Genomic DNA, 17,346 nt, shown 5'->3' with positions numbered 1-17,346 from the left:
AAACGTCAATAAATAATTAAACAGCAAATTCTAAAATAGCCTGACTGTTGCTCCAGGATTTCGTTAAGCTCGCCGCTTCATCTGGTGCTAGCCAACGATATTCGCTGTGTTCCGTCAGTAATGGCATTTTTTCTTCACTTTGCACCATTTTAAACCAATGTTCTTTGCAATGCGTAACATCGGGTGCATAACGATGCCTGAAATGTGGGAAAATTTCAAAGATGATACTGTGCGACAAATCTTGCAGCTGGTTTTGTTCAACCTCAAAACCTGTTTCTTCTTTAATTTCACGACACGCCGTTTCATACGGTTTTTCATCAGGCTCCAAACTTCCAGTCACTGATTGCCAAAAGTCTGGGTCGTCTTTACGTCGTAACATAAGCACCCGTCCACTATTTTGAGCCACAATAATGACTAATACTGATTCTGGGCGCTTATATTTTTTCATTGAACTTACTCTTCGTCTTTCGCAACTACAGCGATAGCAAGTTCCGTTAATGCATCCGGGTTAGCATGGCTCGGTGCATTCGTCATTAGACACGCGGCCGCTGTTGTTTTCGGGAAAGCAATAACATCACGAATATTATCAGTTCCTGTTAACAGCATCACTAAACGGTCAAGACCAAATGCTAAGCCTGCATGTGGTGGTGTACCATATTTCAATGCATCTAATAAGAAGCCAAATTTTTCGCGTTGGTCTTCTTCATTAATACCTAAAATACTAAATACTGTTTGTTGCATTTCGTTGCGGTGAATACGGACTGAACCACCGCCAACTTCGTAGCCATTGATGACCATATCATACGCATTAGCAACGGCTTCTTCAGGTTTACTCGCCAGTTCTTCAGGTGAGAAATCTTTAGGAGACGTAAATGGATGGTGCATCGCAGTTAACCCGCCTTCACCATTATCTTCAAACATTGGGAAATCAATCACCCACAGTGGCTGCCAGCTATTTAAATCGGTTAATTCAAAGTCACGACCTACTTTCAAGCGTAGCGCACCCATTGAATCGGTCACCACATTTTTCGCGCCCGCGCCAAATAACAAGATATCGCCGTCAACGGCACCAGTACGGTCTAATAACTGGTTAATCACGTCTTCACTCAAGAATTTTGCAACTGGACTTTGAATACCGTCAAGGCCTTTAGCTCGCTCGTTGACTTTCATCCAAGCCAAGCCTTTCGCACCATAAATACCAACAAATTGACCATATTCGTCGATTTGTTTACGGGTCATAGCTGCGCCACCGGGGACTTTCAGAGCCGCAACACGACCTTTCGGATCGTTTGCTGGGCCTGAGAACACCGCAAATTCAACATCTTTTACGATATCCGCAACATCCACCAGCTCCATTGGGTTACGTAAGTCTGGTTTATCTGAACCATAACGACGCATAGCTTCCGCAAAGGTCATGATTGGGAAGTTGCCTAAATCAACCCCTTTTACCTCTAACCATAAATTACGGATCATACGTTCCATAATTTCACGCACTTGCTCTGCGGTCATGAACGAGGTTTCAACGTCGATTTGGGTGAATTCAGGTTGACGGTCCGCACGTAGGTCTTCATCACGGAAGCATTTTACGATTTGATAATAACGGTCAAAACCTGACATCATCAGCAATTGTTTAAATAATTGTGGTGATTGCGGTAATGCGTAAAATTTACCTTTATGAACACGGCTTGGTACTAAATAGTCACGAGCACCTTCTGGCGTTGCTTTGGTTAGCATTGGCGTTTCAACGTCCAAGAACCCTTCTTTATCCATAAAGTTACGAACAAAGCTGGTGATTTTAGCACGCGTACGCAGACGGTCAGACATCTCTGGGCGACGTAAATCTAAATAACGATATTTTAAACGACGCTCTTCTGTATTTGTTTGGTTGCTATCTAACGGCAGTGGCTCTGACTTATTAAAAACATTCAGTTCTTCAGCAAAAACTTCAATTTCGCCCGTTGCCATGTCTTTATTTTTTTGGCTATCTGGACGTGCGCGTACTGTCCCTGTGATTTGGATACAGAACTCATTACGCAGCTCTGACGCTTTTTCAAATATGTCTTTACGATCGGGATCGAAGAAAACTTGCACGATACCTTCACGGTCACGCATATCGATAAAAATCAAACCACCTAAATCGCGGCGGCGGTTTACCCATCCACTAAGAGTGACCTTTTGGCCTTCGTGAGCGATGTTTAACTGCCCACAATAATTAGTACGCATACAATATCCTTTTACTCAGCTGTTGTGCTTTTGCTTGCTGCGGGATTTTGGCATTTTGCTGAACCCTATTTATTTGCGAAACACGGGCTGAAAATTCAGAATGTCAAAAAGGCAGACATTATACAGGAAATTCTGTTAGACAAATAGTTACGTATTCTACATAACGCGTAAACCATTTTGTTTTTAATCATATTTTCATCAATTATTGTTTTACTAATCAACAATAATAAAATTGAATAGCGAGATAGACGTCTATCACGATGATCCTATCGATTTTAAGGGACTATCCGCACCATGTACATATTGCAGCAAAGGTTTATTTCATCAGCTCGAAGCCTTTTTGAGTAAAAAATCACCACTTAATGCATTCCAATTCAATTATTGATTAATAAATACCTCTTTAATCATTAATCTTTCTATTTCAGAATCGTTACCTTTTTCAGTTTGCTATAATCGCAATATATAGATATAACGCTGAATTAATCATCATCTGCAGTTTAAGGATTGCCCATGAAAAAATTTTTACTTGCCACTTCCATGTTCGTACTACTTGCTGGATGCCAAAACATGAAACCCGCAGAGACTGATAATACAAAAACTTTTTATATTGATTCTTCACTTGCTGATTGTATGGGCGTTGCCCCAATGAAGTGTATGAAAGTGAAAGAAAACCCAAGTGATGACTGGCAACTTTTTTATAGCTCAATTCAAGGCTTCGAATATCAACCAGGCTTCTCTTATACTGTACAAGTGAAGCAATTCGATGTACCTAACCCACCGGCTGATGCACCAAGTATTCGTTATGAATTGATAAAAATCGTTGAAAAGAAATAGCATTTAAAAATTTAATTTAAGTCATTAAGTAATTTTATCAGTTTACTTAATGACTCACTTATAACCATAATTATTTTATCATCAGTAAATAATAGAGTGACCCTATTATGAGTGTTAAAATCATCGATAAGCTTGGGTTAATCACCCTATCAGATCACAAAATTGCGATGGTGCGTTCCCATAATAAAAGTTTGTTTTATATACCCGGTGGAAAACGCGAACAAGGTGAGACGGATGTACAAGCACTCTGCCGTGAGATTGCCGAAGAATTAAAACTCGACTTAGTTATCAGTTCTATCCGGTTTTATGGCGAGTTTATTGGCCCTGCTGATGGAAAATCAGATGGAACGCAAGTCCGTATTCGTTGCTACTTTGCGGACTATAGAGGCGAACCCCATCCTGCTGCTGAGATTGCCGAATTGGATTGGTTTAGCATTAACGATTTACCTCGCTGCTCAAGCACGGCAGTGACCATTCTGTCACAATTAAAAAAAGACGGATTAATTCAATAAAGCATATATGATTACTTAAAAAAGTTGTGATTTCATTTGTCGAACGGCTTTTTAGGATTTACAATTCACCAAATATTGTTAATACCCATTACTATAACTTATATTTTTAGGTGTTTTCATAGTTTGATTCGTTTTATGGTGGAGTAAAAAATGGTCAGCTCTTTGTACGCTGTACTGGGTGCCTTACTGCTGCTTAGATTATCCTTAAATGTTGTGAAGCTGCGTAATCAATACCGTATAGCTTATGGTGATGGCGGTTTTTATGAGTTACAAACCGCAATCCGCGTTCATGGTAATGCCATCGAATACATTCCCATCTCTTTAATTTTATTACTTTTAATGGAAATGAATGGCGCACAAGTGTGGATGATTCATATTTGTGGCTTGATCTTAATTGCAGGGCGAATACTGCACTCTTATGGTTTAAAAAATCACGATTACTCATATCGCCGTTCAGGCATGGTAGCAACTTACCTTGCCATGGCGCTGATGGTTATCGCCAATACTTATTACCTACCTTGGCTACAAATCGTTTCATTTAATCTTTAGTTTTTATTCTCTGTAACGGCACGAATTATTAATGTGCCGCTCATTATTTCATTGCTTATGGATTGATTTTCAGTAGACTGCCTTTCTGATACAATCCTTCCCTACTTTTGTTTTTGATTAATACAGAACTTATGTCAAACTCGGATCCAACCTCAAAAGACCGCCTTTTCTCTGCGCCTATCGCTAACCTTGGTGACTGGCAATTCGATGAAAAAGTTGCTGAAGTATTCCCTGATATGATCCAACGCTCCGTGCCAGGCTACTCTAATATTATTACGATGATTGGCATGCTAGCGGGTCGCTTTGTCAAACCCAACAGCCATGTTTACGATTTAGGCTGCTCTTTAGGTGCAGCAACCTTATCGATAAGGCGTAATATTACAGTAGAAAAAAGCAAAATTATTGCTGTTGATAACTCCCCTGCAATGGTTGAACGTTGCCGCCGCCATATTGATGCCTATCGTGCTGACACACCGGTTGAAGTTATAGAAGGTGATATTCGTGATGTAAATATTGAAAACGCCTCTATGGTTGTGCTCAATTTTACTTTGCAGTTTCTCAACCCAGAAGATCGCCAATTATTACTCAGTAAAATTTATCAAGGGCTACAACCCGGCGGTATTTTAGTCCTTTCTGAGAAATTTAACTTCGAAGATAAAGAAATCGGTGAGTTATTATTCAATATGCATCACGACTTCAAACGGGCGAATGGCTATAGCGAATTAGAAATCAGCCAAAAACGTAGCATGTTAGAAAACGTGATGCTCACAGATTCTGTTGAAGCACATAAAGCGCGTTTAAAAAATGCGGGGTTTACTCACTGTGAAGTTTGGTTCCAGTGTTTTAATTTTGGTTCACTGTTAGCGGTTAAAGAGGCCTAAGCATGATTGATTTTGGTCGTTTTTACCAACAAATTGCGGTTAGCCCCCTAAGTCATTGGCTTGAAACGCTTCCGGCACAACTTTCAGCATGGAAAAAACAAGGGTTACACGGTGGTTTTTCTTCATGGGAAAAAATGCTAGATAACCTACCTGTAATGGTCCCAACTGATTTAGATTTACGCAACAGCGTGACTGCTACACGTGAACCCGAGCTCACTGCGGGTGAAACTCGGCGCCTGAATAATATTCTTGAACAATTAATGCCATGGCGTAAAGGCCCTTTTTCTCTCTATGGTGTGAATATTGATACCGAATGGCGTTCTGACTGGAAATGGGATCGCGTATTACCCCATATTTCATCACTAAAGGACCGTTATGTCTTAGATGTCGGTTGCGGCAGTGGCTATCACATGTGGCGTATGTTAGGGCAAGATGCCAAATTTGTTGTCGGTATCGACCCAACTGAATTATTTTTATGCCAATTTGAGGCGGTGAGAAAATTATTGGGCGATGACCAACGTGCGCACTTATTGCCTTTAGGTATCGAACAACTGCCAGAGTTAAAGGCATTTGATACTGTGTTTTCAATGGGGGTACTTTATCACCGCCGTTCACCGCTCGACCATTTGTGGCAACTTAAGAACCAATTAGTGAGCGAAGGTGAATTGGTTTTAGAGAGTCTAGCTATTGAGGGGGATGAATTTCAGTGTTTGATCCCCGGTGACCGTTATGCTCAAATGCGTAATGTCTATTTTATTCCCTCCGCTAAAATGCTCAAAGTTTGGTTAGAAAAATGTGGTTTTGTTGATGTCCGGATTGTTGACCAAGAAGTGACCTCTTTGGAAGAGCAACGCCGCACACAATGGATGAAAACAGATTCATTGGCTGAATTTTTAGACCCTAATGATAAAACCAAAACTATCGAGGGCTACCCTGCACCATTACGCGCTATTTTAGTTGCTCGTAAACCATAAAAAAATGCCTATGGCAATTACGCCGTAGGCATTTTATTTCATTTTTATCAAGATATTACATTGTTATTTGCCATAAATTATAGAAGGCAATTCGGCCAGCTAACTCCGCTAAAATAACGGCTAGCGCACATAAGCCTAATATTACAGATGAGTTTCTTCCGCGATATAACAGAGCCGGATAAACGAACAGCATCACCGCTAATACGACTAACTGGAAGCTCCAAAAACCAGCTTGTTCTGCACTAATCTCTGGTCCTGTTTCGCCTAAAAATGACACATAAGCGGCACGAGTGGCAAAAATAATAATTGAACCAATCAAAAATGCCATCGCCCCTAACCGCTGAGCACCGAATAGAATAGCCAATGCGCCACCAGCAATTAACAGAGTCATCCACATTTGTACGGTTGTGAAAACAGTAAACCAATTGGCTACCGTCGCAATATTATACACTTGAGGAATTGACCAGACGAATGCCAAACCAAAAATAACCGTGGCAACATTACACAGTTCACTCAGCACTTTATTTTTAATAAACAAGGTGAATAATAAAGTTGCAGCCCCAAAAGCAACAAAAATACCACTAAGCAAAGCTTCATTACTCATTGGTGATCGGCCTACACCTAAAAGCATATTAAAGAAGCGCAGAGGCTGCCCAACGTGTAGCCCACCGATGGCTAGCGCAATGATCATAATGACAAATGCCGCTATATTGGCATGACGCAATTGGGTTTCGCTCAACATGCCCAGTTTTCGGCTCGCATATACCAATAAATATAAACCTGCTGCCGACTGCCCCAATACGGTGAAAAAAACGAGTGGAAGTTCGTGCATGTTATACCTCTGCTGGGTTTTGTAATTTACCGCTCTTGTCACCGCAAGGTTTAGCATCCTTGTGCGGCTTAATGACAATATTAGGATTAGTAAGAGTTGGATTTGGCATGGGGGCAATCCCACTAATATTGCCATGGCGCTCGCGAAGAATGTTGATATCGTCAAAGTCCAATGCGCGTTGTGGACAAGATTCAACACAAACAGGTTTCATCCCTTTTTCGACCCGCTCATAGCACCCATCGCATTTACTCATCAATTTTTTCTTTTCGTCATACTGTGGTGCGCCGTATGGACAACGTAGTTCGCAGTAACGGCACCCGACACAAATGGTTTGGTCTACTACTACTAACCCATCTTGTTCACGTTTATGCATTGCACCGGTTGGGCAACCTGCAACACAGGTAGGGTTAGAACAATGATTACAGGAAATTGATAGATAGTAACTATAAACATTCTGTTGCCATATCCCCTCTTGCTGTTGCCAACTTCCACCACCAAACTCGTATACCCGACGGAATTTAGGCCCTAAATCAAGGTCCTTTTCATCCTTACAACTCACCTGACACGTTTTACAACCTGTGCATTTTGTTGAGTCAAAATAAAAACCATACTGTTTCATTCGTCACTCCTTATGCACGTTTCACGTCAACTAAGTTAGTATGTTGCGGATTTCCTTTAACGAGAGCGGAAGGCTGCTGTGTGGTGAGTGTATTAATACAGCCACCAATATCGACCCCCTCTTCATTGACTTCTCGCCAAGCACCTTGCGGAACTGCAATCACACCGGGTAATACGCGTTCTGTCACTTTTGCTTTAATATGCATACGTCCACGGTCATTAAAAATTTCAGTCATATCACCATCTTGAATACCACGAGCAGACGCATCAATTGGGTTAATCCAATACTGGTGCGGAACGGCTTCGCGTAGCATCGCAATATTAAAATATGAAGAATGCGCATGTCCTTTATCGTGATAGCCAGTCATTTGCAGCGGGTATTTTTGTTTAGCTTGCTTGTTTTCGACGCCTTCAGTATTTACACAATATTCAGGCACAGCAGGTATTCGCTGGTCAGCAGGGTAATCCCACTCTTTCGCTATCTTAGCGAGCCTTTCTGAATAAATTTCAATTTTACCCGATGGTGTTGGTAATGGTGAGGTTTCAGGTGAATCTCTGAATGGTTTTAAAGCAATATAATCTGCACTATTCGCCAATTTTCTATCAACAATTCCCATGTCATTCGTTTCTTCGAACGTTGGCAAATGTGGATTTTTTTCTCGCATCAAGTTATAGCAATGTTCTATCCACTGCTCATGTGTACGGCCTTCGGTAAATTGGTCTTTAATACCCAGTTTTTCAGCGATATCAGTTAAAACATCATAAGATTGGCGACATTCCCATAATGGCGTAATCGCATTTTGTAGGCGGATAGCATAATGGTAAGCACCACTGGCATACGAGTTATTAATTAAATCATTCGATTCAACACTGGTCACATCAGGTAAAATTAAATCCGCATATTTAGTCGATGGCGTCATATGCGTATCCCAAACCAAAATAAATTCACATAGGGACTCATCCGTTAGAATTTTGTGGGTTTTATTTAAGTCAGAATGTTGGTTACCCGTGACATTACTCGCATAGTGCCATAAAAACTTCACATTGGTTTCAAGTCGTTCTTTACCGAGCAGTGTCGAGTTTGTCGCGGTCATTTCGGTACCGCGCGCTATCGCATCTGTCCACATAAAACACGGAATTTTGGTTTTAACTGGGTTTGGAATAGCAAAACCTGGCACAGAATACGCCACGTTTCCTCCCCATCCTCCGGCATTCGTTCCTGGGCGTCCAATATGCCCCGTAACAATGGGTAACATCATCACAGCCCGTGCAGCTTGTTCACCTGATGCCGTTCTTTGTAACCCCCAACCTTGAGAAATCCACGCGGCTTTTGCATTACCCAGCTCACGAGCCAGTTGAATAATACGAGCTGGTGAGACGCCTGTAATTTGGCTAGCCCACTGCGGCGTTTTTTCAATACCATCATCACCGAGCCCTAAAATATAATCCTTATAGGAACCATTTTTTGGTGCGGACTCAGGGAGTGTCTGACTATCCCAACCCACACAGTATTGAGCTAAAAAGGCTTCATCCGTTAATTGTTCTTTAATTAATGTATGGATAATCGCAGCGACAAGCGCACCGTCAGTGCCCGGATAAATCGGGATCCATTCAGCACCTAGTGTTGTCACGCTATCAGTACGACGTGGGTCAATAATAATGACTTTAGCTTGGCTTTTTTCCAACGCTTTTAAGGTTTCGTAGAATTGCCCACCACCGGACATCCGTGTTTCCGCGATATTATGGCCAAACATGACGACTAAATCGCTATTGGCTATTTCAGATAACAGCGAATCATCCAACTTGCCATAAACATACGGAATAACACCGTTTATTTGTGCGGTTGAGTAGGTTCCATGTTGGTCAAGAAACCCACCTAATTGGCTTAATAACCGCTTGCAAGCATTACGTCCTTGTAAATTAGCACCGGTAGATCCTGAACCATACTGATAGTAAATCGCTTCATTGCCATATGTATCAATAGTTGAGCGCAATTTTTGTGCCACTATCGTCGTCGCTTCATCCCAACTGATCCGTTTAAACTTGCCTTCTCCCCGTTTACCTGTACGTAATAATGGGTATTTCAAGCGGTCTGGGTTATAGGTTTTCCAGCGAACAGAGCGCCCTCTCAAACAAGGACGTATTTGATGTAAACCAAACTGAGTGTCGTCATACATGGTTTCATTCGATATACGAGTAATGACGTCATCTTTCACATGTACTTTAAGTGGGCAACGACTGCCACAATTAACTAAGCATGCGCTGTATTTGATTTTTTCACTGACTTCATCTGGTTGAATTGTGATGGTTGGTGTTGCTTGAGCGGAAAAAGGTAGAGAGATAGAGCTGGCGATAGCCGTTGTTGTAGCGATAGAGGCAGAAGTTTGAATAAACTGTCGCCTACTCAGCGCTGTTTCCCTGATTTTATTGATCATTACATTGCTACCTTATTAATTATTATAAATTGAATTACTTAGTATTCTTATAGTAATTAGATAGTAGCCTTATAAAAAAAGTGGTTAATTGACATGCATCAACACAAGCAATAATTAAGCTATTAATGATAAATAAATCATATTATTAGTATTTCTATCGACTATTTTAGCAATAATTAACTGCATGGTAGCTAATAAACACTAAGAAAAACCAACTAATTGATTTTCCTTAGTGAATAACAATCTATTTAAAATTTCCATATCAAAGCCGTGCAGGTAAATAGTAAAGCTGCGTATTATGGCTAGCGGCAATTAAACGGAAACTTTTTCTGTAATAGAAATAAAGTCCTTCATCGCTTCTACTGTAGGGCCATCCACACAATAGTGAGTAAATTCATCGGTTTCGCTATTAGAAGCCATTGTAACGCCTACTTTGCGGTAACTCATGGTTGATGGTACCGTTTTCCCTGCGGAACTGTGTACCTCAGATAAACCGATTTCCATGAATTTACTGAGGTTAGCTAAACGTACGCCCGCACCCGCCATAATTTGTGGGCCATTGATTTGCTGGCTTTTTTCATGTAACTCTTTCAAGAGAGGTAAGCCCAACTCCGCGCTTTGTTGCTGCCCAGAAGTTAAAATGCGAGCCACGCCGAGTTCCTTTAATTGTTCTAAAGCTAACGATGGGTTAATACACATATCAAATGCGCGGTGGAAAGTAATATTCATCCCTTGAGCTATTTCCATCAACGTTTGCATCCTGTTGATATCAATACGCCCTTCGCTATCCAATATACCGATAACGGCACCTGAAAAGCCCATTTCCTTAATCATGATTAAATCTTCACGGATCACATCAAACTCACTGATGTTATAGCAAAAATCGCCACCACGAGGACGAATAATAGGATGAACTGGAATATGTAGTTTCTCTTTCGCTAATTTCAGGTAACCATAACTGGGTGTCAGACCACCATCAGCGGCGCCAGAGCACAGTTCGATACGATCTGCACCATATTCTTGAGCCACTTGGGCACATTCAATTCCGAAACAACAGATTTCCAGTTTTGCCATGACAACCTCCGAAATAGAGCAATAAAACACTGGCTTTATGTGCCCAAAAAATAATGAAAGATTTAATGTTAAACGTTAACAATTCGCCTAATAATGCCATTTATCAAAAAATGTTATCGGATAGATATCACACCGCCAAAAGTTAACGGGTACTATTGATCAATAACGTTAATTACATCACTTATTTTTCACTTTCAATTATCTTTTTTAGCGGGAATGGATGGTATTTAACTGTTATCTCACCATTTGACACTGCTAATGTTGGATTTGGCAACCTTTCTTGCTGCCCTTTGGGTTGGCTCATTTTAATGCTATACCCTTGGGGTAAAGGTTCAGGTAACAACTGCAATGCTGCGGTTTCTAGCTGATTCGGCTCAACATCTATTACCATTTCGATGTGTTCCCAACTTTCTTTCGAGTAAATTTTGTCCTTTGGAAAAGGCAACTCAATGATAAATACATCTTGACCCGCGATATTTAATGGCTCACTTAGCTCATATAAACGAATCGGTCGGCCATTAATTATATTATCAGATAAAAGTTGGGCACATTGCATTAACCCTTGGTGCCAACGTTCTGCAGTTGTAATATGATGACAACGCACTGAAATATGGTCAATCGGAAAGGATGACAATAATACGTTTATCTCTTGCGCCATCTGTTGTAATTTACCTATGAATATAGGTAGGTCATCCCATAAATCTTGTAATTGCGAAATTTTGCTAAACTGTGGCACTTAACGCCCCCTTTACAAAAACTTATCTGCTAAACAGTGGCGCAGACTGTAGCATGAGAGCCCCAAAATGTGGTATAAAACCTGCCGATTTTTCTCTTCCACCTTTTAGTTATGCGCATGTGATGGCACAATGCGGTAACTATGTTCGTAATTTAAGGTAATTCGGTGAATATTCAGGCGATTCTTTCAGATAAAATTAGTGCTGCGATGTTAGCAGCGGGTGCTCCAGAAGACAGTGATGCACTTGTGCGTCAATCCGCTAAAGCTCAGTTTGGTGATTACCAAGCCAATGGAGTGATGGGCGCTGCTAAAAAGATGGGGATAGCTCCGCGACAACTGGCTGAACAGCTTGTTAATCACTTAGATTTGGAAGGGATTGCCAGCAAAGTTGAAATTGCAGGCCCCGGCTTTATTAATATTTTCCTTGAGCCGGCTTGGGTTGAAAAGCATGTTGAAGAGGCATTGGCTTCCCAGCGCTTAGGCATCGCGCCCGTCAAGCCTGAAACGATTGTCATTGACTATTCTGCGCCTAATGTCGCGAAACAAATGCACGTAGGCCACTTACGCTCCACCATTATTGGTGATGCTGCGGCACGCACTCAAGAATTTATTGGTCATAAAGTCATCCGTGCCAACCACGTCGGTGATTGGGGTACGCAATTTGGTATGTTAATTGCCTATCTTGAGAAAGTTCAAAATGAAGATGCCACAGATATGGCACTTGCCGACCTCGAAGAATTTTATCGCGAAGCCAAAAAACACTACGACGAAGATGAAGAATTCGCAGTCCGCGCTCGTGGCTACGTTGTGAAACTGCAATCCGGTGATGAATATTGTCGTCAAATGTGGCGCAAATTAGTGGATATCACTATGCAGCAAAACCAAGAAACCTATCGCCGTTTAAATGTCACTTTAACCGAAGATGACGTGATGGGCGAAAGCTTATATAACAGTATGCTACCCGGTATTGTTGCAGACTTAAAAGCCAAAGGTTTAGCTGTCGAGAGTGAAGGCGCGACGGTTGTTTTTCTCGACGAATTTAAAAATAAAGAAGGCGAACCAATGGGCGTGATCGTCCAGAAAAAAGATGGTGGCTTCTTGTACACAACAACTGATATTGCCTGTGCGAAATACCGTTATGAAACCCTTCATGCTGACCGCTCACTTTACTATATTGACTCTCGCCAACATCAACATTTAATGCAAGCATGGACCATCGTCCGTAAAGCAGGTTATATCCCTGAATCAATGGCACTTGAGCACCACATGTTCGGTATGATGCTAGGTAAAGATGGCAAACCATTTAAGACTCGTACAGGTGGTACCGTTCGTTTATCAGACTTACTGGATGAAGCGGTTGAACGTGCTCAAGCGCTGATCCGTGAGAAAAACCCAGATATGCCTGAAGATGAATTGCTCAATGTCGCAAATGTTGTCGGTATTGGTGCCGTTAAATACGCTGACTTGTCCAAAAACAGAACGACAGATTATATTTTCGATTGGGACAACATGTTAGCTTTCGAAGGAAATACCGCTCCGTATATGCAGTATGCGTATACTCGAGTGGCTTCTATTTTCAAGAAAGCCAATTTAACCCATGCAGACTTAACTCTGCCTATTTCATTACAAGACCCACGTGAAATTGCGCTTGCGACACGTTTGTTACAGTTTGAAGAAACCATTCTAACTGTTGCTCGTGATGGTACACCTCATGTGATGTGTGCTTATTTATATGAACTAGCTGGTTTATTCTCAGGCTTTTATGAGCACTGCCCTATCTTGTCAGCCGATGACGAAGCTCAGCGCCAAAGCCGCTTGAAATTGGCTGCATTAACGCAAAAAACACTAAAAACGGGCTTAGATACTCTAGGTATTGAAACCGTTGAAAGAATGTAATCAAATCAATAAATAGTCTATTAACGGTTCACTTTGGTGAGCCGTTTTTGTTTGCGCTGTTTCGCTAACTTTGTTGTTCGTTTTTGTAATTCATCGATATATTCATTTGCGCAATTACGGAGTACTAAGTTCCATTTACAAAGTATTTTTGCTTGTTCATAAAGTTCAGGGTTATTCGACAAACGGTTATTCTGTTGTAGCCAATCAGCAACACTCGCCCAGTCCCATAACGGGGATGTCCCTTTCAAACGTTGTACGGGTGTAGGGAAATGGCCTTTACCTCGAGCCCCATCTTTCAGCAAAGCCACTGCTTGACGGGTTAGCCCTGTCAATTCTGCAATATCACTTAACCCAACCAAAGCGGAATCAATAGATTCCACTTTTATATTCAGCGATGTACTTTCAACATCTGTAATCGCAGTTTCAATTGCAAGATCAAAAGATTCCGCTTCCCTATCAAATTCTAAATAAACCGATTTACCATAAAAGCACACCAATGCATCGCAACAGCCTGCGGCGAATAAGGTATCAACTAAGCCTTCCGTATCAGCAGTCACACCCGATAGTGTTAATGTGAAAGTAAATAGCGCCATAATTTCCCCATCTTACATAAATAAGCGGCCTAAGCCGCTTGGATTAACCTAAAAGAGCAATGCAGTGATTCACTTTACGTATTATCTGTTTAGCATGCACTTCCATAACTTTTGGCGTTGACCAGACACTCATCATATGTGTTTTGTGTTCACCCACTGCGTTACCGCAGCGTAACTTGCAGAAAGTATGTGATGAGTTTCCTGCTGTAACCCAGACCCAGCCATTTTCTATCGCATATTCAATAGCTGCCTGAACATGCTTATTTGGGTGTTTTTTCATCGACCTCCTTGATACATAACATAGCCATTCCGTTGACATCAGTCAACAAATAATATTCAATAAATTGAATACTCCCCTGAAATTAATTGCTGTCACAACAACCCAGTAAATATACCCCAGAAATAGAGCTGGATATTATTTTTATCAATAAAAACAATTAATTGAAATTTCATAAAATAATTTTGAAATTAATAATTCAGTTATAAAGAGAATAAATTTGAGTAGATAATTAGAAATTGAAGGGAAAGAATTTATGCCTGTTGGCACCTTAACTACGTAGATTACATAGATAAAAAAGCCCAATTTTATGAGCTCTCCTCATTAAAATTGGGCTTTTAAGGTCATTGACATACTTATTAATTAGGCAATACTGCGTTTCATAAAATCACGAGGGCGGAACCCGAGCAGGTATAAAGCAACAAAATAACTTCCCGCACCAACAATCACGACGCCTATCAAACGTAGCATACGCATCAGCATATTACCTTCTTGCCAAGACGGCATAAAATGTAAGACACCAAATAGCACGGCACCCATTACAATTAACGCTATCAATAGTTTAACGATAAACCCTTTCCAGCCCGCTAAAGGCTGAAAAATATCTTGCTTGCGCAATTGCCAATAGAGAACTCCCGCATTAAAACAGGCAGCTAACCCAATGGATAAAGCTAAACCTGCATGTTGTAATGGCCCGATAAAGGCTAAGTTCATCAGTTGCGTTAAGATTAACGTGACAATCGCAATTTTCACTGGGGTACGAATATCTTGGCGTGAATAAAAACCTGGTGCCAAAATTTTCACCAAAATCATCCCAGTTAACCCGACACAATAGGCAATTAAGGCATATTGTGTCATAAGTGAGTCATGCGCCGTAAAATTACCGTATTGGAATAAAGATACGGTTAATGCTTCAGAGAGTATCGCCAACCCTAACGCACAAGGTAGTGCCAGTAGCAGACAAAGGCGTAACCCCCAATCCATCAAGTGACGATATTCGTTTTGGTTGCCACTCGTAAAGCTTTTCGCAAGTGATGGCAATAAAATCGTTCCAAGAGCTACTCCAAGTACCCCTGATGGTAACTCCATTAGCCTATCGGCGTAGTACATCCATGATACTGAACCAGATTGTAAAAAAGAGGCAAATATCGTATTGATAATCAAAGAAATTTGCGCGACAGAAACCCCGATAATAGCGGGACCCATCATTTTCATTACACGCCAAACCCCACTATCACGAAATGATAAGCGCGGTAGCACTAACATGCCCACCTTTTTAAGGTGTGGTAGCTGATAGACCAGTTGCAAAACACCGCCAACCAGCACTGCCCATGCTAATGACATTATGGGTGGGTTAAAGTATGGGGCTGCAAAAGCAGCAAAAATGATCATACTGACATTGAGCAATGTTGGCGCGAATGCAGGGACTGAGAAACGGTTCCAAGTATTCAGGATAGCCCCAGCGAGAGAGGCCAGAGAGATCAGAAAAATATAAGGGAATGTGACTCGTAAAAGATCTGTCGTCAGCGCAAATTTGTCAGCATCGTCAGTAAATCCAGGTGCAGTAACATAAATGATCCAAGGGGCGGCAATCATACCAAGGATAGTTACGATCGCTAAAGCGAGGGTTAGCATCCCAGCAATATAAGCGACGAATGTACGAGTGGCCTCTTCTCCCTGCTGATTTTTGTATTCCGCCAGTATTGGGACAAAAGCTTGTGAAAATGCACCTTCGGCAAAAATTCGACGTAAAAGATTCGGTAGCTTAAATGCGACAAAAAAGGCGTCCGCCGCGGCTCCTGCACCAAAAACTCGAGCGATAATGGCGTCGCGAATGAACCCAAGCACACGAGACATCATGGTCATGGAGCTTACTGCCGCCAACGATTTTAATAAATTCATGATTGATAGACTAAAAGAATACAATCGCATCAGTTTAACAGCGAGCGCTGCAACTGACTACGATTGAAAAGTAAATTAGGAATTTAGGCTTTATTCAGCGCCCAAGTGTTATCTGTCAATGCCGTCAATACATGGTCACGCCACTCACCATTAATTTGTAAGTATTGCTTTGCATAGCCTTCACGTTCAAAGCCAAGCTTAGTCAATAAATGACCACTACGCATATTATGAGGCATATAATTTGCCATAATTCGGTGCATTTTTTGGTGTTGTTGCATATAACGAATCGCTTGGGTTAGCGCTTCATACATTAGACCTTGTCCTTGCCATTTTTCACCTAGTGAATAGCCTAAGTAACAGGCATAAAATGAGCCGCGCAATACATTACTAAAGTTCGCTACCCCCATAACTTCGTTTTCTTCTTTATCTAATAGTAAGAAATGGAAAGCACTTCCTTCTCGATGCATTTCATTCATGACTTGTAACCGATTATGCCAGCCAGCGGGCTGGTAATGAGAGTTGTCCCTGATGGGTTCCCACGGAATTAAAAAGTCTTTGTTCAGACTGTAATAATCAGCTAGTCGATAATTATCACGTTCGTAAGTCAAACGAATAACCATTCTATCAGTGACAAGACGCACTTTCGGTACATTTGAACGATAACCAAACATCGTTAACCCTTAATTAATAAAAAGCCAGATATTTTCTTTAGTTCCAAGCCAATAACTTAGAACGTTAAAGTGTAGCTTACAATTCATTCACGAAAAATATGTTACGTAAATTAAAATATGAATACATCACTAGATGCCTTCATTGTGAAGCATACTCAAGTATGTGACCCAAGGAGCCGAACGCAGTCAACACCGTCACAAAATGAAGTATGGTCCTATCAATATTCTAAATAATTCGCTCTGTGACTAGGCGACCAGAGAGGATAGCTTGGGGAGCATACACTAGTATGTGACCCAAGGAGCCGAACGCAGTCAACACCGTCACAGAGTGAAGTATGG

At 41.2% G+C, this 17,346-nt stretch carries 17 protein-coding genes; 6 read left to right on the top strand and 11 right to left on the bottom strand.

Annotated elements, in window-relative coordinates:
* Nucleotides 1-16: 16 nt before the first annotated feature.
* On the bottom strand, nt 17-448 hold the full coding sequence (gene nudB, locus PSE83_RS02250; RefSeq protein WP_004255036.1) for a dihydroneopterin triphosphate diphosphatase: 432 nt from the start codon (nt 446-448) through the stop codon (nt 17-19).
* Between the two features lie 5 nt (nt 449-453).
* On the bottom strand, nt 454-2,223 hold the full coding sequence (gene aspS / locus PSE83_RS02245; protein ID WP_004255040.1) for an aspartate--tRNA ligase: 1,770 nt from the start codon (nt 2,221-2,223) through the stop codon (nt 454-456).
* A gap of 510 nt (nt 2,224-2,733) precedes the next feature.
* Between aspS and PSE83_RS02240 the strand changes: the two genes are divergently transcribed.
* From PSE83_RS02240 to cmoB, 5 genes are all read left to right on the top strand, one after another.
* Entirely contained in the window at nt 2,734-3,057 is a 324-nt protein-coding gene (locus tag PSE83_RS02240) for a DUF4377 domain-containing protein (RefSeq protein WP_004255044.1), read from the top strand.
* A gap of 107 nt (nt 3,058-3,164) precedes the next feature.
* Nucleotides 3,165-3,569 carry an NUDIX hydrolase gene (locus PSE83_RS02235; RefSeq protein ID WP_004255045.1) on the top strand — a complete coding sequence of 135 codons (405 nt, stop codon included), beginning with the start codon at nt 3,165-3,167 and terminating at the stop codon, nt 3,567-3,569.
* Nucleotides 3,570-3,719: 150 nt separating this feature from the next.
* On the top strand, nt 3,720-4,118 hold the full coding sequence (locus PSE83_RS02230) for an MAPEG family protein (protein ID WP_004255048.1): 399 nt from the start codon (nt 3,720-3,722) through the stop codon (nt 4,116-4,118).
* A gap of 131 nt (nt 4,119-4,249) precedes the next feature.
* Nucleotides 4,250-4,999 carry a carboxy-S-adenosyl-L-methionine synthase CmoA gene (cmoA, locus tag PSE83_RS02225; RefSeq protein WP_004255051.1) on the top strand — a complete coding sequence of 250 codons (750 nt, stop codon included), beginning with the start codon at nt 4,250-4,252 and terminating at the stop codon, nt 4,997-4,999.
* A gap of 2 nt (nt 5,000-5,001) precedes the next feature.
* Nucleotides 5,002-5,973 carry a tRNA 5-methoxyuridine(34)/uridine 5-oxyacetic acid(34) synthase CmoB gene (gene cmoB, locus PSE83_RS02220; RefSeq protein WP_004255054.1) on the top strand — a complete coding sequence of 324 codons (972 nt, stop codon included), beginning with the start codon at nt 5,002-5,004 and terminating at the stop codon, nt 5,971-5,973.
* 55 nt (nt 5,974-6,028) lie between these two features.
* Here the strand turns inward: cmoB and PSE83_RS02215 are convergent, their stop codons facing one another.
* The 5 genes from PSE83_RS02215 to PSE83_RS02195 all read right to left on the bottom strand — a co-directional run bounded on the left by PSE83_RS02215 (nt 6,029) and on the right by PSE83_RS02195 (nt 11,668).
* Nucleotides 6,029-6,805, bottom strand: coding sequence for a dimethyl sulfoxide reductase anchor subunit family protein (locus PSE83_RS02215; protein ID WP_094962961.1), 777 nt, complete (start codon nt 6,803-6,805; stop codon nt 6,029-6,031).
* A 1-nt stretch (nt 6,806) separates the two neighbouring features.
* Nucleotides 6,807-7,424, bottom strand: coding sequence for a DMSO/selenate family reductase complex B subunit (locus PSE83_RS02210; protein ID WP_144139914.1), 618 nt, complete (start codon nt 7,422-7,424; stop codon nt 6,807-6,809).
* 10 nt (nt 7,425-7,434) lie between these two features.
* On the bottom strand, nt 7,435-9,858 hold the full coding sequence (locus PSE83_RS02205) for a DMSO/selenate family reductase complex A subunit (RefSeq protein WP_110591666.1): 2,424 nt from the start codon (nt 9,856-9,858) through the stop codon (nt 7,435-7,437).
* A gap of 312 nt (nt 9,859-10,170) precedes the next feature.
* Nucleotides 10,171-10,932 carry a copper homeostasis protein CutC gene (gene cutC, locus PSE83_RS02200; RefSeq protein ID WP_004255070.1) on the bottom strand — a complete coding sequence of 254 codons (762 nt, stop codon included), beginning with the start codon at nt 10,930-10,932 and terminating at the stop codon, nt 10,171-10,173.
* 181 nt (nt 10,933-11,113) lie between these two features.
* Nucleotides 11,114-11,668 (bottom strand): VOC family protein, encoded by a 555-nt coding sequence (locus PSE83_RS02195; protein ID WP_136134771.1) that lies wholly within the window; start codon nt 11,666-11,668, stop codon nt 11,114-11,116.
* A 165-nt stretch (nt 11,669-11,833) separates the two neighbouring features.
* Between PSE83_RS02195 and argS the strand changes: the two genes are divergently transcribed.
* The gene (gene argS, locus PSE83_RS02190; protein WP_004255076.1) at nt 11,834-13,564 is read left to right on the top strand and encodes an arginine--tRNA ligase; all 1,731 of its coding nucleotides are present in this window, start codon (nt 11,834-11,836) and stop codon (nt 13,562-13,564) included.
* A 20-nt stretch (nt 13,565-13,584) separates the two neighbouring features.
* Here the strand turns inward: argS and PSE83_RS02185 are convergent, their stop codons facing one another.
* The 4 genes from PSE83_RS02185 to rimJ all read right to left on the bottom strand — a co-directional run bounded on the left by PSE83_RS02185 (nt 13,585) and on the right by rimJ (nt 17,007).
* Complete coding sequence (locus PSE83_RS02185; protein WP_004255079.1) at nt 13,585-14,157, bottom strand: helix-turn-helix transcriptional regulator; 573 nt, start codon at nt 14,155-14,157, stop codon at nt 13,585-13,587.
* A 43-nt stretch (nt 14,158-14,200) separates the two neighbouring features.
* Nucleotides 14,201-14,437 (bottom strand): hypothetical protein, encoded by a 237-nt coding sequence (locus tag PSE83_RS02180; protein ID WP_004255083.1) that lies wholly within the window; start codon nt 14,435-14,437, stop codon nt 14,201-14,203.
* Between the two features lie 360 nt (nt 14,438-14,797).
* Complete coding sequence (murJ, locus tag PSE83_RS02175) at nt 14,798-16,336, bottom strand: murein biosynthesis integral membrane protein MurJ (protein ID WP_036957800.1); 1,539 nt, start codon at nt 16,334-16,336, stop codon at nt 14,798-14,800.
* An 83-nt stretch (nt 16,337-16,419) separates the two neighbouring features.
* On the bottom strand, nt 16,420-17,007 hold the full coding sequence (gene rimJ / locus PSE83_RS02170; protein WP_094962953.1) for a ribosomal protein S5-alanine N-acetyltransferase: 588 nt from the start codon (nt 17,005-17,007) through the stop codon (nt 16,420-16,422).
* Nucleotides 17,008-17,346 lie beyond the last annotated feature (339 nt).

This window comes from Providencia sp. PROV150, from assembly GCF_028481025.1.
GTDB classification, from domain to species: domain Bacteria; phylum Pseudomonadota; class Gammaproteobacteria; order Enterobacterales; family Enterobacteriaceae; genus Providencia; species Providencia hangzhouensis.
The sequence above is the reverse complement of the archived record's forward strand: the minus strand, read 5'-3'. Positions and strand labels throughout refer to the sequence as shown.